The organism is Enterococcus sp. AZ109 (assembly GCF_051714625.1).
Lineage (GTDB): Bacteria > Bacillota > Bacilli > Lactobacillales > Enterococcaceae > Enterococcus_A.
This window is the reverse complement of the sequence record NZ_JBIOSF010000001.1, coordinates 1,534,607-1,556,983: the sequence shown is the minus strand read 5'-3', so window position 1 is coordinate 1,556,983 and position 22,377 is coordinate 1,534,607. Positions and strand designations below refer to the sequence as shown.

21 protein-coding genes and 2 other annotated features (1 of these 23 running past the window's edge) are annotated in these 22,377 nt (G+C 40.5%); of the genes, 16 read left to right on the top strand and 5 right to left on the bottom strand.

The genetic code is table 11. The features are described from left to right. The first annotated feature begins 392 nt into the window (after positions 1-392). The 5 genes from tgt to IGI42_RS07325 all read left to right on the top strand — a co-directional run bounded on the left by tgt (position 393) and on the right by IGI42_RS07325 (position 6,232). Positions 393-1,538, top strand: a complete 1,146-nt coding sequence (gene tgt / locus IGI42_RS07345) for a tRNA guanosine(34) transglycosylase Tgt (RefSeq protein ID WP_438715179.1) — start codon at positions 393-395, stop codon at positions 1,536-1,538. 81 nt (positions 1,539-1,619) lie between these two features. After that, the gene (gene yajC, locus IGI42_RS07340; protein ID WP_438715178.1) at positions 1,620-1,964 is read left to right on the top strand and encodes a preprotein translocase subunit YajC; all 345 of its coding nucleotides are present in this window, start codon (positions 1,620-1,622) and stop codon (positions 1,962-1,964) included. A 306-nt stretch (positions 1,965-2,270) separates the two neighbouring features. Next, a complete protein-coding gene (gene adhE / locus IGI42_RS07335) occupies positions 2,271-4,874 on the top strand; it encodes a bifunctional acetaldehyde-CoA/alcohol dehydrogenase (RefSeq protein ID WP_438715176.1) in 2,604 nt (867 codons plus the stop codon). Positions 4,875-5,007: 133 nt separating this feature from the next. After that, positions 5,008-5,499: a hypothetical protein gene (locus IGI42_RS07330; protein WP_438715175.1), complete on the top strand. Its 492-nt coding sequence runs from the start codon at positions 5,008-5,010 to the stop codon at positions 5,497-5,499. A 40-nt stretch (positions 5,500-5,539) separates the two neighbouring features. Further along, the gene (locus IGI42_RS07325; RefSeq protein WP_438715174.1) at positions 5,540-6,232 is read left to right on the top strand and encodes an aspartate/glutamate racemase family protein; all 693 of its coding nucleotides are present in this window, start codon (positions 5,540-5,542) and stop codon (positions 6,230-6,232) included. 193 nt (positions 6,233-6,425) lie between these two features. Here IGI42_RS07325 and fni read toward each other — a convergent pair whose 3' ends face one another. The 4 genes from fni to mvk are packed head-to-tail and all read right to left on the bottom strand — an operon-like array spanning position 6,426 to position 10,477. After that, positions 6,426-7,469: a type 2 isopentenyl-diphosphate Delta-isomerase gene (gene fni, locus IGI42_RS07320; RefSeq protein WP_438715173.1), complete on the bottom strand. Its 1,044-nt coding sequence runs from the start codon at positions 7,467-7,469 to the stop codon at positions 6,426-6,428. After that, positions 7,469-8,551 (bottom strand): phosphomevalonate kinase, encoded by a 1,083-nt coding sequence (locus tag IGI42_RS07315; protein WP_438715172.1) that lies wholly within the window; start codon positions 8,549-8,551, stop codon positions 7,469-7,471. The genes fni and IGI42_RS07315 overlap by 1 nt, the downstream gene beginning before the upstream one ends. Then, a complete protein-coding gene (gene mvaD, locus IGI42_RS07310; protein WP_438715171.1) occupies positions 8,548-9,540 on the bottom strand; it encodes a diphosphomevalonate decarboxylase in 993 nt (330 codons plus the stop codon). The genes IGI42_RS07315 and mvaD overlap by 4 nt, the downstream gene beginning before the upstream one ends. Further along, positions 9,533-10,477 (bottom strand): mevalonate kinase, encoded by a 945-nt coding sequence (gene mvk, locus IGI42_RS07305; protein ID WP_438715170.1) that lies wholly within the window; start codon positions 10,475-10,477, stop codon positions 9,533-9,535. The genes mvaD and mvk overlap by 8 nt, the downstream gene beginning before the upstream one ends. 253 nt (positions 10,478-10,730) lie before the next feature. Here mvk and IGI42_RS07300 point away from each other — a divergent pair, with 253 nt between their 5' ends. Both IGI42_RS07300 and IGI42_RS07295 read left to right on the top strand, forming a co-directional pair. Beyond that, the gene (locus IGI42_RS07300) at positions 10,731-11,387 is read left to right on the top strand and encodes a deoxynucleoside kinase (protein ID WP_438715169.1); all 657 of its coding nucleotides are present in this window, start codon (positions 10,731-10,733) and stop codon (positions 11,385-11,387) included. 153 nt (positions 11,388-11,540) lie between these two features. Beyond that, positions 11,541-12,446 (top strand): magnesium transporter CorA family protein, encoded by a 906-nt coding sequence (locus IGI42_RS07295; RefSeq protein WP_438715168.1) that lies wholly within the window; start codon positions 11,541-11,543, stop codon positions 12,444-12,446. Positions 12,447-12,462: 16 nt separating this feature from the next. Here IGI42_RS07295 and IGI42_RS07290 read toward each other — a convergent pair whose 3' ends face one another. After that, positions 12,463-13,518: an FUSC family protein gene (locus tag IGI42_RS07290; RefSeq protein ID WP_438715167.1), complete on the bottom strand. Its 1,056-nt coding sequence runs from the start codon at positions 13,516-13,518 to the stop codon at positions 12,463-12,465. Positions 13,519-13,702: 184 nt separating this feature from the next. Further along, positions 13,703-13,833: a sequence feature (ribosomal protein L20 leader region), on the top strand. 38 nt (positions 13,834-13,871) lie between these two features. On the opposite strand from IGI42_RS07290, the gene infC reads away from it, so the two are divergent. From infC to cysK, 9 genes are all read left to right on the top strand, one after another. Further along, positions 13,872-14,396, top strand: a complete 525-nt coding sequence (gene infC, locus IGI42_RS07285) for a translation initiation factor IF-3 (RefSeq protein ID WP_438715166.1) — start codon at positions 13,872-13,874, stop codon at positions 14,394-14,396. 91 nt (positions 14,397-14,487) lie between these two features. Then, the gene (rpmI, locus tag IGI42_RS07280) at positions 14,488-14,688 is read left to right on the top strand and encodes a 50S ribosomal protein L35 (RefSeq protein WP_207674852.1); all 201 of its coding nucleotides are present in this window, start codon (positions 14,488-14,490) and stop codon (positions 14,686-14,688) included. A 64-nt stretch (positions 14,689-14,752) separates the two neighbouring features. After that, positions 14,753-15,112 carry a 50S ribosomal protein L20 gene (rplT, locus tag IGI42_RS07275; RefSeq protein WP_438715165.1) on the top strand — a complete coding sequence of 120 codons (360 nt, stop codon included), beginning with the start codon at positions 14,753-14,755 and terminating at the stop codon, positions 15,110-15,112. Positions 15,113-15,365: 253 nt separating this feature from the next. Then, on the top strand, positions 15,366-15,581 hold the full coding sequence (locus IGI42_RS07270) for a plasmid maintenance system killer protein (protein WP_438715164.1): 216 nt from the start codon (positions 15,366-15,368) through the stop codon (positions 15,579-15,581). A gap of 13 nt (positions 15,582-15,594) precedes the next feature. Next, positions 15,595-16,644 (top strand): HigA family addiction module antitoxin, encoded by a 1,050-nt coding sequence (locus IGI42_RS07265; RefSeq protein WP_438715163.1) that lies wholly within the window; start codon positions 15,595-15,597, stop codon positions 16,642-16,644. A gap of 281 nt (positions 16,645-16,925) precedes the next feature. Further along, positions 16,926-17,771 (top strand): PRD domain-containing protein, encoded by an 846-nt coding sequence (locus tag IGI42_RS07260; RefSeq protein WP_438715162.1) that lies wholly within the window; start codon positions 16,926-16,928, stop codon positions 17,769-17,771. Beyond that, positions 17,768-19,624, top strand: a complete 1,857-nt coding sequence (locus IGI42_RS07255; RefSeq protein ID WP_438715161.1) for a beta-glucoside-specific PTS transporter subunit IIABC — start codon at positions 17,768-17,770, stop codon at positions 19,622-19,624. Before IGI42_RS07260 ends, IGI42_RS07255 begins: the two co-directional genes overlap by 4 nt. Positions 19,625-19,639: 15 nt before the next feature. After that, positions 19,640-21,070, top strand: a complete 1,431-nt coding sequence (locus tag IGI42_RS07250) for a family 1 glycosylhydrolase (RefSeq protein WP_438715160.1) — start codon at positions 19,640-19,642, stop codon at positions 21,068-21,070. Positions 21,071-21,227: 157 nt separating this feature from the next. Further along, positions 21,228-22,160: a cysteine synthase A gene (gene cysK / locus IGI42_RS07245; RefSeq protein ID WP_438715159.1), complete on the top strand. Its 933-nt coding sequence runs from the start codon at positions 21,228-21,230 to the stop codon at positions 22,158-22,160. Then, positions 22,161-22,377 (top strand) — a binding site (T-box leader); it runs 33 nt beyond the window's last position.

Below are 22,377 nucleotides of genomic sequence, written 5' to 3'. Positions count from 1 at the left end.
TCGAGTTGAATTTATGAAATAACAGCCAAAAACCCATCTTTTTGTAATCGTTTTCTTATGTATCCCCGTTGAAACGAGCAATAGCAAGGCTTGTTGAGACTTGCTACGCGAGTCTTTGAGTTAAGATAATGAAAATGAGAATTGCTCTCATACAATATTTTTGAATTTCGTCCAAGTTTATGAAAAAGGTAACAAGCTGTTCGATTTAAACTTAATGGTATTTATTAAAATTTAAATGAATCGTTCTTTAGGTTTTACGACAGGGTCTTGAAGAGATGCATAAAAGGTAAACGAGAAGTAAAGAGTGTGATAGAAAGTTGCAAAACCACCTTAAAACCAGTATGATGATACATGTTGTAAATCCATACATATCAAGGAAAGTAGGAAGATAAATGACACAACCTGCGATTTCTTATCGTTTAATAAAAAAAGAAAAACACACTGGGGCACGCCTTGGTGAAATTATTACACCTCATGGCACATTTCCGACGCCCATGTTTATGCCGGTAGGTACATTAGCGACTGTTAAAACAATGTCGCCAGAGGAATTAAAGGAAATGGGTGCTGGTATTATTTTGAGTAATACCTACCATCTATGGCTGCGCCCAGGCGAAGACCTAGTGGCAGAAGCAGGCGGCTTGCACAAATTCATGAACTGGGATCAACCGATTCTAACCGATTCTGGCGGTTTCCAAGTATTCTCTTTAGCCGATATGCGTAATATCGTGGAAGAAGGGGTACATTTTAAAAACCATTTAAATGGATCGAAAATGTTCTTGTCTCCGGAAAAAGCGATTGATATTCAAAATAAATTAGGCTCGGACATCATGATGAGCTTTGACGAATGCCCACCATTTGATGAAAGCTACGATTATGTAAAAAAATCAGTGGAACGTACGTCTCGTTGGGCAGAGCGGGGCTTGAAGGCACATGCTAATCCGGATACGCAGGGTTTATTTGGAATCATTCAAGGGGCTGGCTTTGAAGATTTACGCCGTCAAAGTGCCAAAGATCTTGTCAGCATGGATTTCCCAGGCTACTCTATCGGTGGTTTATCTGTTGGTGAACCTAAGTCTGAAATGAACCGAGTGCTGGAATTCACTACGCCGTTAATTCCAGAAAACAAACCACGTTACTTAATGGGTGTTGGTGCAGCAGATTCTCTAATTGATGGTGTTATTCGCGGTGTTGACATGTTTGACTGCGTCTTGCCAACTCGCATCGCTCGTAACGGTACTACTATGACCTCACAAGGTCGTTTGGTTGTTAAAAATGCCAAATTTGCTCGTGACTTCCGTCCATTGGATGAAAATTGCGATTGCTACACTTGCCGCAACTACAGCCGTGCGTATATTCGTCACTTGATTCACTGTGACGAAACATTTGGGATTCGTTTGACTTCTTATCATAACCTGTACTTCTTGATCAATTTAATGAAGCAAGTTCGTCAGGCAATTATGGATGACAATCTATTGGACTTCCGTGAAGCATTCTTTGAAGCCTATGGTTTTAACAAAGAAAACGCAAAAAGTTTTTAAAAATTGATGTAAACTACTAGTTTAAGTTTGTTATCTTTGTTACAGTAGCTAGTGACTATTAGAATGTGAGGGGAATAAAACATGGGAAACTTTCCAATGATTATCTTGTTGGTGGTTATGATCGGTATGTTCTTTATGATGAACCGTGGCCAAAAGAAAGAACAACAAAAACGTCAAAACTTGTTAGATTCAATGAAGCCAGGTGATAGTGTGGTTACTATCGGCGGTTTACATGGTGTGGTATCTGAAATGAACAGTGCTGAGAAGACAGTAACCTTAGACTGTGAAGGGATTTTCTTGGTCTTTGACCGTGCGTCTATTCGTACAGTAAAGCCAGCAACTCCAGTGAATCCAGCACCCGTTGAAGAAGCTGAAGTAGTAGAACCAGAAATGATTGATCCAGAACCAACTGAAAAAGAAGACTAATTTGTTGATTTTATAAGCAACGAGTAGGCGTAAAAGCCCACTTGCTGCTTATTTTTTTCACCATTTATGGAGGTTGATCAGCTAATGTTGTGAAACATTGAATTAAATAAGACTTGCCATTTTAGTAGAAATATGCTCTCGCCATTTTTGGTAAATGCCACAAAATAGCGCTAAACAGGCACATATGTCAAAGAATAAAAAGGTGTGAAAAAAATCACAAAAAAGTATTTACAAACTCTTGCACCTGTTGTATGATGTGAATGTGAATAAATTAACAAATAATTTTAGGTTATTAGGAGGACTCACATGGCAAAAGCAGTTGAGAAAGAAACAAAGGACACGATCAATGTTGAGCAAATGATCGATGACATGGCAACGAAAGCCAATGTAGCTTTAGATGCAATGGCAGATTTCGACCAAGAAAAAGTTGACCATATCGTTCATGAAATGGCAATGGCAGCCCTAGACAAACACATGATGTTGGCAAAAATGGCAGTTGAAGAAACTGGCCGTGGGATTGTCGAAGATAAAGCAATCAAAAATATGTATGCTTCAGAGTACATCTGGAACAGCATCAAACATGACAAAACTGTTGGTATTATCGGCGAAGACAAACAAAAAGGTTTGATCGAAGTTGCTGGACCTGTCGGTGTTATCTGTGGGGTTGTACCTACAACTAACCCAACTTCAACAACTATTTTTAAAGCGATGATTGCTTTAAAAACAGCAAACCCAATTGTATTCTCATTCCATCCATCTGCACAAAAATGTTCAGTGGAAGCTGCACGTATCGTTCGTGACGCTGCGATTGCTGCTGGAGCTCCTGAAAACTGTATCCAATGGATTGAAACACCATCAATTGAAGCAACTCAAGGCTTGATGAATCACCCAGGCGTTGCGATTGTTTTAGCAACTGGTGGACCAGGCATGGTTAAATCTGCTTACTCTACTGGTAAACCTGCGCTAGGTGTAGGTGCTGGTAATGCGCCTGCTTATATTGAAAAAACAGCGAAAATCAAACGTGCAGTTAACGACTTGTTCGTGTCTAAAACGTTCGATAACGGTATGATTTGTGCCTCTGAACAAGGAATCATCGTTGATAAAGAAATTTACGACGAAGTGAAACGCGAATTCGAAGCACACCAAGCATATGTTGTGAAGAAAAATGAATTGCAAAAATTAGAAGATGCTGTAATGAATGAAGGCAAATATGCAGTAAATCCTGCAATTGTTGGACATTCAGCAATGGATATCGCACAACGTGCTGGCATCCAAGTTCCAGAAGGCACAAAAATGCTGATTGCGGAACTAGATGGCGTTGGCGCAGATTACCCATTATCTCGCGAAAAACTTTCTCCAGTTTTAGCAATGGTTAAAGCAAACAGTCAAGCAGAAGCACTAGATATGTGTCAAGGCATGTTAGAGCTAGGTGGTCTAGGACATACTGCAGTTATCCATACTGAAGATGAAGACTTGCAAGTGAAATTTGGTTTGCGTATGAAAGCTTGCCGTATCTTAGTAAACACTCCTTCTGCTGAAGGTGGTATTGGTGATATCTACAATGAAATGATCCCATCATTGACACTTGGTTGTGGTTCATACGGTAAGAACTCTGTATCTAAGAACGTATCTGCTATTAACTTAATCAATGTTAAAACTATAGCGAAACGGAGAAATAATATGCAATGGTTTAAATTACCACCAAAAATCTTCTTTGAAAAGAACTCTTTATTGTACCTAACTAAAATGCAAAACGTTGAACGCGTTATGTTGGTTTGTGACCCAGGTATGGTTCAATTCGGCTACGCTGACATCGTTCGCGAAGTATTAGGTCGTCGTAAAAATGATGTGAAAGTAGAAGTGTTCTCAGATGTTGAGCCTAACCCTTCAACTAACACAGTTTACAAAGGTCTAGAAATGTTTAACGATTTCCAACCAGATACAGTTATCGCACTAGGCGGCGGTTCTGCAATGGATGCGGCTAAGGGCATGTGGATGTTCTTTGAACACCCAGATACTTCATTCTTTGGCGCAAAACAAAAATTCTTGGATATCCGCAAACGTACGTACAAGATTGCTGATCCTAAGAAAACCCAATTTGTATGTATCCCAACTACTTCTGGTACTGGTTCTGAGGTTACACCGTTTGCCGTTATCACTGATAGCGACACACACGTGAAATACCCATTAGCAGACTACGCATTGACGCCAGATGTAGCAATTGTTGACCCTCAATTTGTTATGACAGTACCACCTTCAGTAACTGCTGATACTGGTATGGACGTATTAACTCACGCAATCGAGTCTTATGTATCTGTAATGGCATCTGACTACACGCGTGGATTGAGCTTGCAAGCAATCAAGATCGTCTTTGAAAATCTTGAAAAATCAGTTAAAACAGCTGATCCAGAAGCTCGGGAAAAAATGCATAACGCATCTGCAATGGCAGGTATGGCGTTTGCCAATGCATTCTTAGGAATTTGTCACTCAATCGCTCATAAGATCGGTGGAGAATACGGCATTCCTCACGGACGTACGAACGCAATTCTATTGACTCATATCATCCGTTACAATGCCAAAGATCCACAAAAACATGCAATGTTCCCTAAATATGACTACTTCCGTGCTGATACAGATTACGCTGACATCGCGAAGTTCTTAGGTCTTAAAGGTAACACAACTGCAGAATTAGTGGATGCATTGATCAAAGCGGTTTACGACTTAGGTACAACAGTTGGTATCGATATGAACTTGAAAGCACAAGGTGTGACTCAAGAAACATTAGATTCAACAGTGGATCGTATGGCTGAATTAGCTTACGAAGACCAATGTACAACTGCTAACCCTAAAGAACCATTAATCAGCGAGCTGAAAGAAATCATCGTGACAGCTTACGATTACAAAGCATAATAAAGTCAGTAAGAAACCGGTCTGAAAAATCAGATCGGTTTCTTTATTTTTTTAAAATTTGATCGCTTCGATTGTCCTAGGACACAAAAAAAGATAGACTGGTGTTAAGAGAAGAAAAGAGGGACAGACGCCAGTGGAAAAGCTAACGCGGGAGATTCGAGAACTCAGCCAAACAAATGCCGAACTAACTTCATTAGGCGAGTTTTTAACCAGTCAAAAACAATTAATGAACAAAAAAGCTGCGCAAATTTTTATCTTAGATTTGCGGGATTATGTAGAAGCAATAGAAGTCGTTACTCAATTAGTGCCAGTGGCCGATGCTGAGGAGCGCGATCCTAGGAAAATCAATAGCTTGCTTACACGAGAATATGAGTTGATTAAGCTAATTCAACGAGATTTCAATCGATTATTGAAAGCGCAGGGTGAAGAGGTACAGCTTTTTGAACGAAATGAAGAAGAAATTAAAGAGCTGGTCCAAAAGTTAGACAAGCTGCACATTTTGAATCAATTTCTTTTACATGATAACTTAGTTTTTCAAGGAATGATTAACACGAAAGAAGCTGCGGGCAACGTGCGTGTAGGAGCAAAAAAGAAAACATTGTGGCAGAAATTGCTACGCAGATAGTATAGTGGTAGGCGTGAATTAAAACGAAGTGAGGGAAAAAATGAAAACAATTGGGTTGTTAGGCGGTATGAGCTGGGAAAGTACGGTAACTTACTATACATTAATCAATCAAGGGATTAATCAGAAGCTAGGTGGGCTGCATTCAGCTAAAATTTTGCTAGCAAGTGTTGAGTTTCAAGAAATTGAAACTTGTCAAGCGCAGGGAGATTGGGAGAAAAGCGGTGAAATTTTAACTGAATATGCGAAAGGATTAGAAGTGGCTGGTGCCGACTTTTTATTGATTTGTACCAATACCATGCACAAGGTGGCACCGCAGATACAGGCGCAGCTAAGTATTCCTATACTGCACATTGCTGATGCAACTATTGAACGGCTGCAGCAAGAGGGGATCACCAAGGTTGGTCTATTAGGTACCAAGTACACGATGACGCAGGAGTTTTATAAAGAACGAATTATTAAACAGGGGATTACAGTCTTAATTCCTGATAAAGAAGATGTCGAGGTGGTTAATAGCATCATCTTTGATGAACTATGCTTAGGTGAGATCAAGGAAGCTTCGAAAGAGCAGTATATAGCGGTGATCGAGAAGCTGCAGGCAGCCGGTGCCCAAGGGATTATTCTTGGCTGTACGGAGATTGGCTTGCTAATCCAGCAGTCAGATGTGAAATTGCCATTATTTGATACCACCGAGATTCATTCTGCGGTAGCGGTGGAAAAAGCTTTAGATGAATAAAAGAGGAAAAACCAATGCTTTGATGAAGCAGCGGTTTTTCCTCTTTTTGAATGGTAAGATTATTACAACTAAAGCGAAAACTGGAAGAAACTTGAAGAGTACTAAGTAAGGACCAGTCAAAATTAGCGCCTACGATCGCTGTATTTTTTGGCAATTTAGCCTAATTTTAATGCTTCAAGCTGAACGAATTTGTTTAGCGTATCGCTAATTTTTGTAAATCAATGCCTCGTAGTTCTGCCCATTCTTTAGGCTTACCAGTGATGATTAGTTGGTTTTTTTGGACATCCTTAGTCGTTGCTTTGCCGGTTAAAGCATACAGCAGTCGCAACTGAGCTTTCCAGTCTTCCACCAGCTCGATCGTTGCGTCGACACCATCAGACATCAGTGTGTTCAGGAGGGTTCCAGAGATTCCTACAGCGTTGGCGCCTAAGCTGATTGCCTTGAAAATATCAAAGGCATTGCGGATGCCGCCCGAAGCCAATAATGTAAGGTCGTTTACAAAAGGTTGTGCTTCCAATAAAGAAATCACAGTTGACTGGCCCCAGTTGTCCAAATAAGATAGCTCATGGTGTTTTCGGCGTGAATTTTCAATTTGGGTAAAGCTGGTACCACCGCGACCGGAGACATCCACCGCTTGGACTCCTAAGTCTATTAGTTTTTGAATCGTCTCATGAGCCATCCCAAAGCCAACTTCCTTCACAATCACCGGTACATCCACTGCTTGAATTGTTGTGCGAATATTGTCTTCCCAAAGTTCAAAGTCATGTTCTCCTTCAGGCATGACCAGTTCTTGGGGCACATTAATATGAATTTGAAAGGCATCCGCCTGCAGTAAATCGATCATTTTTTTGGCATCCGTTGCCGAACGACCAGCGCCCATATTCGCAAGAATCAATCCATCTGGGTTTGTTTCTCGGACAATCGTATATGAATCAGCCACTGACGGATCTTTCAAGGCCGCCGACACTGAACCAGTTGCCATCATTAAGCCAGTTGCTTTGGCAACCATCGCCAACTGCTGGTTAAAGATTTTGGTTTTTTCGCTGCCGCCAGTCATGGCATTAATATAAAAGGGTACCTCTAGCTTAAGTCCTAAAATAGAAGTCGATAAATCAATCTGGTCATCGGAAATCGACACTAACGATTGATGAACGAAGGAGACAGCATCAAAATCGTTTTCTTTTGGTTCGTTTTGCTGTGCTTTGGCTAACAGCAGATGTTCATCTTTGCGATTCATTAATTGATTTCCTCCGTATAATGATAGACGTGTAATGGCAGTGGGGTGATTCCTGCTTTTTCCCAAGAGCTCATTAAAGGTAAAATGCCTGCGCGTTTATCAACAATCACGATTCCGCAATCGCCACCGCCAGCACCTGAAGATTTTGCTGCGCCTTCATATTTTTCTGCCAAGTCATTTAAGATCTTCAGTTGTTGTGTTTCAATTGATACATTGCTAAAAGTAGTCAGCTGATTTAAGAGCGCTCGATTTCTGCGAATCATCGCTTGAATTTCAGCAATGTTTTCCTGTTTGAAGCCGTCAATCATTTGATCGACACAGGCTTTGCTGTCGGCTAAGAATTTTTCGTAGGCGGCCGCTTTTTCTTCTCGTGACTGGTGTACTTGATCCACCAAATCAGAAGTGGAAGCAGGGCTGCCAGTCCAACCGATCAATAAACGCAAATCGTCTGGCGCCTTTAAAGATTCGATCCGCAGACTAGGCCAATCGCTTTCGATGATGGTAGCTAAATTTTCCTGCTCCAACTTTTCCAGCAGCCAGTCATGGTCAAAAGTAGAAAAGGCAATCCAGCCACCATAACAGCTAGCTGCAATATCGCCACATGATCCGTTGCCTTGGACATTCAAGTGAGCTAATGTGGCTAGTTTGAACAGCTCCAACTGAGTTAGCTGCAAATTGTAAAAAGCATTCAAAGCCTTTACGGTAGCTACTGTAACGGCACCGCTGGAACCTAAGCCGTATTTGCGACCGTTGGAATTATCCAATTCACTGGTAACCTTCAAATCGAAGAAAGCCAGTTTTTCCCCTTTTTCCTGAGCATAGCGTTCGGTAAAATGAATAGCTGCTAAGATGTAATGAAAGGGATTATCTCGTATATTTAAGACCAATTCGTTGTTTTGACGCGTCCAACGAACCGGCATATCACTGTATTGAGCCGATTGGATACTGCCGCTTTTTTTAGCAGTTTCAATCGAGACATTAATAAACTGGTCAATTGCTACAATAATGGCGGGATGACCAGCTTCAACTACGGCGTATTCGCCGGCGATATATAATTTGCCAGGAGCTGAAACTTCAATCATGCGTCTTCTTCCTTCATCATTATTTTGATCCCAGGACCCGCATGAGCGGTGATCAATTGTTCGGATGAAAAATAGTCCTGTAATTGCTTAACTAAAGCTACTTCATGTTTTCGTTCCACCAGAATTTTAACATTTGGGCCAGCATCCATGGTGAAGTAACAAGGCAAACCTTCATTACGGAGTTGCCGTACTAAATTCATTGCCCGCATACTCTCAGCTGACCAATAAGTAAAGGGAGGAACTGCTGCTAATGTCGTACCGTGCATTTTTAGAGCGCTGGCTTCGGTAACTTCCCCTAACGCTTGAAAATCTTTTGCTTGGATGGCTGCCCGTGCTTTCGCTAAATCTTGCGGTACAGTTGCTAACCAACCATCATAAAAGGCAGAGGTCTCGACAGTTCGTTGCATGCCATCACGGCTGGAAACATCTTTTTGATGATCGTTTACGACAACAAATACCATGCTTAAGTCTTCTTCAAAGCCGTCTGAAGTGATCGGGACTGCATAAGAGGTTTCATCTGAATCGCCTTTTACCCATTCTGCAAAACCACCATAGACACTGCGACTGGCTGATCCAGATCCACGTCGTGCGAGACGCGATAGTTCTCGTTTATCTAAAGGCAAACCTAAAGCGGCACTAGCTGCACCTGCTAAGGCTGCCAGACCGCTCGCTGAAGAAGCCAGACCAGCTGCTGTCGGGACAAAATTTTGACTGACCACTTTGGCAAATAGCTGACTTTGTGCTCTATTGCGAATTAGATCCAAAAAACGACTAACTTTAGCTGTCGCCTTTTGGTCTTGTAATTGCTGATCTAAGTAAAATTGATCCTCGGTGTATTCCGAAGAAAAAGTAACAGATGTTTCGGTGTAAAAAGCATCCAGTGTTAATGACAAACTATTATTCATTGGTAAGATCAGCTCTTGATCAGCTTTTCCCCAATATTTAATCAATGCGATGTTGGTGTACGCTCGCGCGTGACCCTTATACATGTGCATATACCCCTAACCCTTCGATCCACGTATCTTGTGCACCTGCATCTAGTAAAATCTGCTGCAAGCGCCGACCGCTTTCTTCATTTTCTGCTAATGCAATCATGCACCCGCCACGACCGCCACCAGTCAACTTCGCACCCAACGCGTGATTGATTAAGGCAGTTTCAATTAAGTGGTCCAAGGCATAATTACTTGTTCCTAATGCTTGTAAATGTTCCTGTGCTTGGTTCATGCAAGAACCGAGCATTTCTGGTTGATTCAATAAAATAGCCTGCTGCGCCTGCTTAGTTAATTGTCCTAGCTGACGAATTCGTCGCCCGGTTTCTAGTCGATCCGTATCCATTAAATGGGCCACGTCTTTTACGGCTTTGCGGGTTTGCCCCTTGTGACCAGTATCGGCCACCACTAAAAAGGCGTCCATGTTCAATTGGAAAGGTTGAAAATCCAAGCCTTTTTGATACAGCAGCGGTTCGGTTCCGCTAATCGTTGCAGCATCAATGCCGCTAGGATTACCGTGTGCTACTTTTTCCGCTTGATTTACAAATAATAAGATATCTTCTTGATTTGCAGGTAATTCCAGCCAGTCAAAAAATGCTCGTGTAATCGACACAGCAACGGCCGCACTGGACCCCATCCCTCGTTCAGCCGGAACTGTACTTTCAATTGTTACGTAAAATGGCTTCGAAATGGCAAATTGGCGAATCAGCTGCCATAGCAAAACAGTCACATTTTTCATCGAGTGAGGAGCTTTGGTTAATGGACCATGATAGAAGCTCGATTCAATCCATGATTCATTTCCTTGATGAAAGTGGACGGTAGTAGTGATACCAGTGCCGGAAAAAGGAAAAGCGATCGCCGGTTCACCGTAAACGACAGCATGTTCTCCCATTAAGATGATCTTTCCGCTGGCATGTCCTTGACCAATGGTTTTCATTCGAAAAACTCCTTTTTTACCCTAAAAAAGATTTGACCCTCTGTATTAATCTCTTCCATTTTACTCAGAGTAAACAAACAAGTAAATGAATCCGTCGAAAAGTTTTATAAATTCAACTTTTTTTTAAACATTCATTGACATGTATTACGATGTGTGAGTGAAGCTTTTTTTGTTGACGACACTAGATATTGGGGGTATATTAATGAATGTTGAAAAAAAGTACCACATTTTGTATAAAGTGAGTTGGAGGTAAATGAGTGTGATTGTATTAGCAGGTACCATTGGAGCTGGAAAATCCAGCTTGACTGCGATGTTATCCGAACATCTAGGCAGCCAAGCTTTTTATGAATCAATTGAAGATAACGAGGTATTGCCATTATTTTATGCGAATCCTGAGCAGTATGCCTTTTTACTGCAAATTTATTTTCTAAATAAACGATTTGAAAGTATAAAAAAAGCAATGCAAGATGACAACAACGTGTTAGATCGTTCAATTTATGAAGATTCACTGTTGTTTCATTTGAATGCCGATTTAGGTCGAGCAACTGACACCGAAGTAAAAGTTTATGATGAATTATTAGGCAACATGATGGAAGAATTGCCTTATGCGGCCCACAAGAAACATCCGGATTTATTGGTTCATATCAAAGTTTCTTTTGAAACAATGCTGGATCGAATCGAAAAACGTGGTCGGGAGTATGAACAATTAAGCTTTGATCCAACCCTTTATGATTATTACAAAGAGTTGAATTACCGCTATGATCAATGGTACGAAGACTACAACGAAAGCCCCAAGATTCAAATCGACGGAGACAAACTAAACTTTGTCGAAGATGCCGAAGCACGGGATATTGTACTGCAACTGATTGATGAAAAAATCGCAGAAGTGCAGGCAATTTCAGTGATCTAATTTCGATAATAAAATAGAAGCTCAAAATGCTCGGATAGTATGAGTATTTTGAGCTTTTTGTTTTCAACATGTTTAGGCCATGAATTTTTTCAGCCTTTTTTGTGCAAACTATTTTTGTCTCATTTATAATAGAGATGATAAGGAGGAGAATGCATGGAAGCGCAACAAATATTTAACCAAGGACTGTGTACTTGGATCAATATTGATTCACAGGAACCACAGGAAATTGCCCATCTAAAAGAAACATATCAAATTAGCGATGAAATGCTGACGTACTCTCTGGATAAGAACGAACGTGCTCGGGTAGAATACGACCCGTTGGATCAGGCATTGCTGGTCATCTATAATGTCGCACATTTAGAAAAGATTGATAATCACTACGAAACCAGTCCGATGGCGTTTATTTTGAAGGATCATCATATCTTTACCTTCATTTCTGATAAAACCGAGTATGTAGTTGAGCTAATGAACAATGTGCTAAAGCGCGATTCTCAGCAAAGCACTGCTAGTCTGCTTTTCCATACGCTTTTTTTGGTATCTGACTATTATTTTCCTAATATTGAAGAAGTAAACAGTCAGCGGATTCGGTTGAATAAAAGGCTGCGGGAAAAAACGACCAACAAGAACTTGTTGGAGCTTTCAGATTTGGAGATTGGATTGGTTTATCTTGTAACTGCTACGAAACAAAATGTAGTTCTGTTAGAGCAGATTAAAGCACAGGGCTTATTTTCCAGTTTTACCGACAAGGAAAAAGAAGAACTGGATGATGCCTTGATTGAAGCCAAGCAGGCGGTGGAAATGACACAGCTAGCCAGCGAGATTTTGGATCAGCTTTCCGGTACGTATAACAACCTGTTGAACAATAACCTAAATGATACCATGAAGATTTTGACAATTTGGTCCTTGCTGCTGACGATTCCCACTATTGTGACCGGCTTCTTTGGGATGAATATGCCACTGCCCTTTGAACATTCCGAAGTAGGCTGGATTATTTCGTTGTTTATCAGTCTAGGCTTATCTGTTTGGCTGATCGTGGTGCTTTGGAGAAGAATACGCTAAAAAACCGAGTAGCTGCCTACTCGGTTTCTTTGTCGAAATTTTCATGTAAATCGAACTTTTGATTGTAAAATTTCAAGCCAGTGGTCATCACCCACGCCGCTGCCAATCCCAATAGGCTGCCTAAAACGATTCCTAAGAAGCGGTACTGAATCAGTGAATACAAATATTGCTGCCGTACCAACATGGAAAGCATCAAAGCCATCGGTGTGGTGAAAAATTGGGCAATCGCATAATTGCGCTTAACGAAAAATTCCACGGTTACAAACAAGGCAGTAATCACCAGCAAGGTTTGAAAAACAGTTAAAGGTAGATTCAGCAGTCCGGCTGCAATAACTAGCCCCACCATTGTGCCAAAAATCCGCTGAATATTGCGATGCATCATCGCCCGCAGGTTATCTCCTTGTAGAATAGCTGCACAAGACACCACTAGCCAATAAGGATTCTTCAGCTGGAGTCCCATACTCAAATAAACCGCAAAGAACAAGACACTACTATAGAATAGACTGTCAATAATCACAGCTGGATCATCGTTCAGTCGTTCCTTTAAGCTTCGTTTGGGTTCAATCAATGGTGTCCGTTTATCGAAGAAATGAAGTAGTACGCCCACGGCAACTGCAATACTTACACCAATTAAGAAGTATACGCTCATGACCGGAATTCTATGTAGTGGGATCTGGGTGCTGGCTCCCATAGCAGAAACCATGACGATAAAAAAAGCACCGGGCTTGGCTATGCCGTATAACCGGAAGAAAAGACGGCCGATTAAGCCGACCAAGGCCACAAATAAAGGAGCAGTCCAATGCCAATGGGTAGAAAGCATACCGACAAGGTTGCCGACAGTTAGGAAAGTACCAATTAAGCTTAAGCGAATCAGCAGTTGCTTCAAAGGTAAAGGTTGGTAGTACAAAAAGGTGAAAATCCCTAGCGATCCGAAGCTAGCAATGGCAAGCTGGTCGGTAAAGTAGCCAATAAACAGGACGCTAAGCATACTAAGTCCAGCTCCAATCAGCCGTATGTAGGAATCTTTTGCTTGGTTGTAATGAATCAATTCTCGAAAAAATGGATGTTCCATTCGATCACTTCTTTCTATTTGTATCTATTCAGTTTTACAGGAACATTTTTAGACTTATTCAGTCTTCCTGAGTTAGCTTAGCATAAAAAAGTAAAGAAAACCAAGCGATGTTTTCTGAAAACCAGTATTTTTATAAAAAATGTTTGACTTCTACAGTAATTTTCTGTATACTATAAAAGTTGAGAAATGAAAGCAGAAGCACCCGCTTCTCGCCTTAGTTGATAGATATCACTGGGCTAGATAGTTAATGACTTGTCTATTAGATAAGTACGGCTAAGTTGCGGGTTCATTACGAACTCGTTTTTTTTGTGCCAACTGCGGCTTTTATTTTCTCTCAAAAATCATGGAGGTGAATGACCATAGCAAAGGATATGATGGTTAACGACGGCATTCGTGCTCACGAAGTACGATTGATCGGACAAGATGGCGAACAATTAGGTGTGAAGTCTAAAGCAGAAGCGTTAAGAATTGCTGAACAAGCAAACCTTGATGTTGTTCTTGTAGCTCCCGGTGCTAAACCACCAGTAGCGAAAATTATGGACCACGGTAAGTATCGTTTTGAGATGCAAAAGAAAAATCGTGAAGCTCGTAAAAAGCAAAAAGTTATTAACATTAAAGAAGTCCGCTTAAGCCCGACAATCGACATCAATGACTTTAATACCAAACTTCGTAATGCACGTAAATTCCTAGAAAAAGGCGATAAAGTGAAAGCTTCTATCCGTTTCAAGGGCCGTGCCATTACCCACAAAGAGATTGGTCAGAAAGTTCTTAATCGTTTAGCTGAGGAAACAGATGATATTGCAACTGTTGAACAGAAAGCGAAGATGGACGGACGTAGCATGTTCTTAGTGCTTGCACCGAAAGAGAAGAAAGACTAATAGTCAGCAAAATATTTTGAGGATGCTTGTTCAACTTTTACATTTCATGTAGTTGAACAGTAGGCCAAATGAAATGTAGGAGGAAATTAAAATGCCAAAACAAAAAACACACCGCGGATTAGCAAAACGCGTTAAACGTACTGGTGGTGGCGGATTGAAACGCTTCCGTGCCTTTACAAGTCACCGTTTCCACGGAAAAACTAAAAAACAACGTCGTCAATTGCGTAAAGCACGTATGGTGTCATCAGGCGATTACAAACGTATCCGTCAACAATTAGCTCGCATGAAATAATTGCAGCACCTAGCTTTACAACATTTATTTTAAAATTCAACAGAAACATTAGGAGGAAATATACATGGCACGTGTTAAAGGTGGAACAGTAACTCGTAAACGTCGTAAAAAGACATTAAAACTAGCTAAAGGTTACTACGGTTCTAAACACACTCTATTTAAAACAGCTAAAGAACAAGTAATGAATTCATACAACTACGCATATCGCGATCGTCGTCAGAAAAAACGCGACTTCCGCAAATTGTGGATTGCACGAATCAACGCTGCTGCTCGTATGAACGGTTTAAGCTACTCAAAATTAATGCATGGCTTGAAACTTGCTGGAATCGAAATCAACCGCAAAATGTTAGCTGACTTAGCAGTTAACGATGCGACTGCTTTCACAGCTCTTGCTGACCAAGCGAAAGATTCATTAGCAAAATAGTCTTTCAAAACTTTCATCCCCGCTCAAGTGAGCGGGGATTTTTTGTGTTCGTCTCAAAATACCAGTATAAGTTATCCTTAAATTAACCTTTGAGGTAAATATTAGTATTGTTAGATACTGCAAATAGAGGTATAATTAATTAACCTAAGAGGTAAAGCAGAGGTGGAGACTACTGGAAATTGATTACAAGAACAATAAGTTAAAACGGCAGTGCACTGAGTATTCGGTTTCAGTTCGTGAATTTGGCAAAGATATGGCCACTAAAATTGCTATGAGAATTAATGAAATCGAAGCGGCTGATTCAGTGGAGATGCTGGTACAGTTTTCAATTGGTCGTTGCCATGCTTTGAAAGGTAACCGTAGCGGAGAATTCGCTATGGATCTAGTCCATCCTCATCGTTTAGTTTTCGAAAAGAAAGATGAAACATTGCAAATTGTGCGAATTACATCTATTGAAGACTATCATTAAGGAGGTATTTAGAATGTTGAACAGTAAGAATAATATAGCGATTCCTCCTGGAGCTACAATCAAAGAACAGCTTGAGTATCGAGGAATGGCTCAAAAAGAGTTTGCCGTACGCATGGATATGAGTGAAAAACACATTAGCCGCTTAATAAATGGAAAAGTTGAATTAACATCGGATGTCGCACTGAGATTAGAAAGTGTCTTGGGAGTTCCAGCGAAATTTTGGATTAATTTGGAAGCAAAGTACCGAGAGCAGATCACGCGTGTTGAGGCTGATCTTGAAGCAGAGCAGGAGATAGAAACTGCAGCAAAATTTCCCTATAGCAAATTAGCTTCTTTAGGCTGGGTTCCCAAGACTAGAAGCCCACAGGAAAAAGTGCTTAATTTAAGAGCCTTTTTTGAAGTTGCGAAGCTAACAGCTATTGATAAATTATGTATTCCTGGCATCGCCTATCGAAAAACAGGTGAAAATTCTGTCAGCAACTATTCTTTGGCTGCCTGGGGACAAAAGGCTCGATTGGAAGGTAGAAAAGTTGAAACAGCGCCTATCAATATCGCTAGACTGGAAGCATTCATCCCGCAGATTAGATCTTTCACTGTCTTAGATCCGGCCTTATTTTATGAGGAACTAGTCAGTACGTTAGCTGACTGTGGGATTTCTTTAGTAATATTGCCGCATATTGATGGATCTTTTTTGCACGGTGCATCTTTTGTTGATGGTAAAAAGATTATACTGGGCTTGACTGTTCGTGGAAAAGACGCTGATAAGTTTTGGTTTAGTTTATTTCACGAGTTATTTCATATAATTGATGGACATATAAATCTTCCTGGATATTGTACTCAAGAGGAGGAAGCTGCAGCAGACTTATATGCCACTAATGTTTTGATTGATCCTAAAGAGTTTGAAAAATTCATTGAGGAATCTGATTTTAGCAAAACTAGTATTGTTCATTTTTCTGAAAAAATAGAGATTCTACCAGGAATTGTTTTAGGAAGACTGCAAAAGGAAAATTATGTAAAATACAATCAATACCATGAACTAAAGGTGAAATACGAGATAGCATAATAACTTTTATAAACTTTCATCCCCACTCACTTGAGCGGGGATTTTTTGTATTCTTTTCAAAAGGCTAAGTTAAAAATTGAACAAGAAAGCGTTGACACGTAAAATGGATGATGCTATTATCTTGTTGTAAGTAAGGAAAAAAACTAAGGATGACATCGTAGTCATTTTTAGAGTTATGTGACTGGTCATGCAGGCAGAACTCAGATTGTATACTAAACGTACCGAAAACATCGGTTTGTTTAGTATGTAATCTGAGTTTTTTTTCTGGAAAGGAGTAACTGATGAAAGTAGTCAAAATTTTAAATAATAATATCGCAATAGTTGATAAGGGTGGACATGAATCAATTGTTTACTCACCAGGAATCGCTTTTAAGAAAAAAGCTGGCCAGCGAATCAGTGATTCCGAAGTCGAGAAGACGTACGTCTTGGATTCGAAAGACCGCCTGGAGCATTTCAGCTATTTATTGACGAATTCAGATGACCAAACGATCCATTTGCTAAATGACGTCGTAGCCTATGGAGAATTTGTCACAAAACAAAAAGCCAATGATTATTTGTATTTAGCACTGCTTGATCATCTTACTTTTGCGATTAAACGGGGAGAGAAGGAGCAGTTTATACGTAGTCCGTTAACTTGGGAGGTTCAAAAATTTTATCCTAAGTTTTACGATATCGGCTTGTATGCGATGAAATTAATGCGTAAAACCTTCGACATCGACTTTCCTGACGAGGAAGCCGTTTCGATTGCCTTACACTTTGTCAATATACAAGAAAGTCAGTCATTGCTGGATGAGACACTGGAAAGCATGGAAATATTGCGAGATATTTTGAATATTATCAAGTATCATTTCAATATTTCCTTAGACGAAACATCGATGAATTATATGCGTTTAGTCACTCATTTACAATATTTTATCGAGCGGTTAAGAAAACATGAGGTTTACAGTCAAGATAGTGCTGGACTGTATGACCAAGTAAAGCTTCTATATCCTGAAGCATTCAAAGCAACAGAAAAAATTGATATTTATGTAAAAGGTCGCTTTAATCAATATTTGACTAAAGACGAGTATACCTATTTGATGATCCACATTAATCGTGTAACCGAGAGAAAGGACGAAAAAACATGAAATACCAAGCATTTAACCAACAGATCATTGAGTTAGTTGGTGGAAAAGAGAATATCCAAGCAGTTGTTCACTGCATGACTAGGCTGCGTTTTACATTAAAAGATCGCTCAAAAGCCCAAACGGAAGCGTTGAAAGAAATGGACGGGGTCATTGATGTGGTAAGTAATCAAGTGGCTTACCAAGTGATTGTAGGAACTCATGTAAATGATGTTTATAAAGAATTAGTTAGTATGATTGGGCTGAATCCAGAAAATCAAATAACTGAAAAGAAAGAAAAGAAGAATTTTGTTAAATCTGCTTTAGACGTCGTATCAGAATCGATGACGCCTATCCTCGAACCAATTATCTGTGCGGGATTATTGGCAGCAGTTCTATCAATTGTTTCGTTGACAGGAATTATTTCGCCTGAAAGCTCTACTTATATTATTTTCGATACTTTAAGAGGAGCTGTATTTTATTTCTTACCAATATTTATGGCGATGAGCTGTGCCAAACGTTTGGGAGCAAATCCATATCTGGCAGTGGCTTTAGCAGTAACGATTTTGTCGGATTCGATTAATGGTGCTTCGGGACTGACGATGTTTGGTATTCCATTACCAGAAATTACTTACTCAAATAGTTTTATTCCAATCCTATTTGCTGTTTGGGTAATGGGGTATGTGACCAAATTTGTAAAAGGAATCGTTCCTAGTTCTATGCAATTGTTTCTAACACCAGTATTGGTAATGATTGTAATGCTGCCAGCGACCTTATTAGTTTTTGGCCCGTTAGGTTTTTATCTAGGTGAAGGAATCATCGGCGTGTTCAACTGGTTATTGAATACAGTAGGCAGCTGGTTTGTAATGATGCTATACTCTGCTTTGCAGCCGTTCTTGATTATGCTGGGTGCTGGAAACTTCATCATGCCAGTCGTAGCTTCCTTGATTGCTTCTAACGGATACGATCCTGCCTTTATCACATCATGTACGATTTCTGATATTGCCGTAGGTGGCGCTATGTTAGGTTACTTCTTGCGTACCAAGAACAATAAGCAAAAGCAGTTGTTTGGTACAGTGACTGTGTCTGCGATTTTAGGAATTACTGAACCGGCGATTTATGGGGTGTTTGTCAAATATCGTCGACCGTTCGTAGCTGTAATGATCGGCGGTGGCTTGGGTGGTTTGTTTGCCGGAATTACTGGGGTAAAAGCTTACTCAGTTGCTTGGGGATTGTTTGGACTACCATCTTATATTGGTGAAGGTGACTTTGCCAACCTGTGGTTCATGGTCGCAGCCGTAGCTATTAGTTTCCTTGGTGCGGCAATCGCAGCCTACATGCTAGGGGTGCCAGCAGAAGATGGGGAATCTGTTCAAGAAGTCAAAGAAGTCGACGGAGAAAACAGCAAAATTAGTTTACGATCAATCCCGTTAAAAAGTGTCGTTAAAGGGCAATTAATTCAGTTGTCTGAACTAGATGATAAAGCCTTCTCAAGTGGTGCTTTAGGAAAAGGTGTGGGGATTGTTCCAGAATCAAACGATATTTATTCACCGGTCGATGGTGAGATTACGGTTGTCTTCCCAACCAAACATGCAATTGGAATCAAAGGAAAAAATAATGAAGAAGTTCTGATCCATATTGGGATTAATACGGTAGAATTAGACGGAGCTGGTTTTGACATCTTAGTCGCAGCTGGTGACAAAGTGAGTGCGGGCCAAAAAATAGGAACAGTCGATTTTGCCAGTGTAAAAGAAGCAGGTTACGATCCGACAACAATTGTAGTGGTAACCAATACCAACGAATATTTGGATGTTATTCCTGAAGCCAACAAAGCCGTTTGTGACAGTGATTTAGCTATGAATATCATATTTGAATAGAAACTGAGGTAGAGTATGAAATTAGACGATAATTTTTTATGGGGCGGCAGTATTGCTGCCCATCAATGTGAGGGTGCTTTTCAAGAAGGCGGCAAAGGAATCGGCATCATGGATTTGGTTACTGTGGGAGCATATGGCAAGCCGCGGGAAATTCATCAGCACATGCAAGAAAACAGCCGTTATCCTTCTCATCAAGGGATTGATTTTTACCATCGCTTTAAAGAAGATATTGCATTATTTGCGGAAATGGGATTTAAAGCGTTAAGGATTTCCATCGACTGGTCAAGAATCTATCCAATGGGGGATGAAGCAGAGCCTAACCAAGAGGGTCTAGATTTTTATACTGCTGTGGTAGATGAACTTTTAACGTATGGTATTGAACCAATTGTGACCTTGTATCATTTTGAAATGCCGATTCATTTAGTGACTAAGTACGGTTCGTGGAAGAATCGTAAAGTGGTGGATTTTTATCTGAAATTCTGTGAGACGATGTTTCAAGCATTAAAAGGCAAAGTGAAATATTGGGTGACTTTTAACGAGATGAACCATATTGATCCCCAAACGGAAGCCAGTGACATATTCACTTATATTATTGCTGGCTTGAAGTATTCAGAAATTGAGGATAAAAAGCAGACTTTGGCCGTGATTGGCTACAATATGACCGTTGCTAGTTGTTTAGCAGTAGAAGTGGCTCATCAAGTAGACCCCAACAATCTAGTAGGTTGTGTATTTGGTATTGAACCGGTTTATCCAGTAGATTGTAATCCAGAGAATGTCTTGAGAGCATTCCAGCAAATGGATCGTGATTTTTATCAAATCGATGCCATGTGTAACGGCGAATTTCCTAAGTACAAACTGCAGGAATACCAAGTGATGGGGATTGATTTAACAATTGATGAAGCCGATCAAGCAGCCTTTCGAAATGGCAAATTGGATTTTATCGGAATGAACTACTATGCTTCTTCCGTGGCTGAGTACGAAGGAGCCGAAGATGGCGCCAGCGCTTTATTTGGCGGCCTGCAAAATCCATTCCTGAAAACTAGTAAATGGGGCTGGACGATTGATCCAATCGGCTTGCGCTATCTGCTAAACTACACCTATCGAAAATACGGTTTACCAATCATTATTACAGAAAATGGCTTAGGCGCTGTCGATGAAATCGGTCAAGACGGTCAGATTCATGATGATTACCGGATTGATTATTTAAAAGACCATATTATTGAATTGAAAAAAGCAGTAGAAATTGATCAAGTAGACTGTTTTGGTTACCTATCTTGGGGACCTATCGACTTAGTCAGTGCTACTACTGGCCAAATGAGCAAACGCTATGGCTTTATTCATGTTGATTTAGATGATGAAGGGAAAGGAACTCTTGATCGAAAAAGAAAAGATTCCTTTAACTGGTATCAACAAACGATTAATGAAAATGCTGAAAAATTGGTTTAGAAACCTGTCCCCACTCACTTGAGCGGGGATTTTTTTGTTCATCTATCAAAAATACTGATAACCATGTATCAATAAAAGCTATTATCCAGCAAAAATTTGGCGTGATACAATGTCTTCAATATAAACCTACTATTATATAGAAGAAAAGAGGCGTAGTATGGCAAAAATTGTGAATAATATTCTAGAATTAACTGGAAATACCCCGATTGTAAAATTGAATCATGTCGTGCCGGAAGGAGCCGCTGAGATCTATGCGAAACTGGAATTTTTTAATCCGGCAGGTTCGGTTAAAGACCGTATTGCTCTAGCAATGATCGAGCAAGCCGAAAAAGATGGGCAATTAAAACCCGGTGGAACAATTGTCGAACCAACTTCTGGAAACACAGGTGTGGGCTTAGCTTTTGTGGGAGCCGCTAAAGGATATCATGTAGTGATCGTTTTACCGGATACTTTTTCCATTGAACGCCGCAAGCTGATCCAAGCCTATGGTGCAGAGCTAGTATTGACGCCAGGAGCGGATGGAATGAAAGGGGCTATTGCTAAAGCAAAATCTCTAGCTGAAGAGAATAATTGGTTCTTGCCGCTACAGTTCGATAATGCAGCGAATCCTGCAGTTCATGCAGCCACTACTGGAAAAGAAATCATTGGTGCTTTTGAATCAGAACCTGTGGATGCTTTTGTTGCGGGGGTTGGTACGGGTGGAACGATTACCGGTGCGGGTGCAGCACTCAAAGAAGTTTATCCTGAAATTGGCATTTTTGCCGTCGAGTCGGCTGAATCACCGGTTTTATCTGGTGGTGATCCTAGTCCTCATAAAATTCAAGGCATTTCAGCTGGTTTTATTCCAAGTGTATTGGATACAGACATCTACCAGGAAATCGTTCAAGTATCTAGTGAGGACGCCATCCAAACAGCTCGAACTGTGGGACAAAAAGAAGGGATTTTAGTCGGGATTTCCAGTGGTGCGGCAATTTATGGTGCGATTGAAATAGCGAAACGATTAGGGGCAGGAAAAAAAGTAGTCGTTGTCGTACCAGATAATGGTGAACGTTACCTATCTACGGTTCTTTACGACTTTCCAACTGAATAAAAAAATGCGATGAAAAGAAAAGTACAGTTAAACAATGCAAACAGAGAGCTCTGGTACGCTGGAAAGGAGCAGCATCATTTAATTGGAAAATGGTCTTTGAGCAAGGACAGATGAGAGCAATCAAGTTTGTCACGGGAGTGCCCGTTAGTGCACCTTGGAATGCGCTTTAAGCAAGTTCCAGCAGAGGTTATTGTAGTGATGCAATAATGAAGTTAGG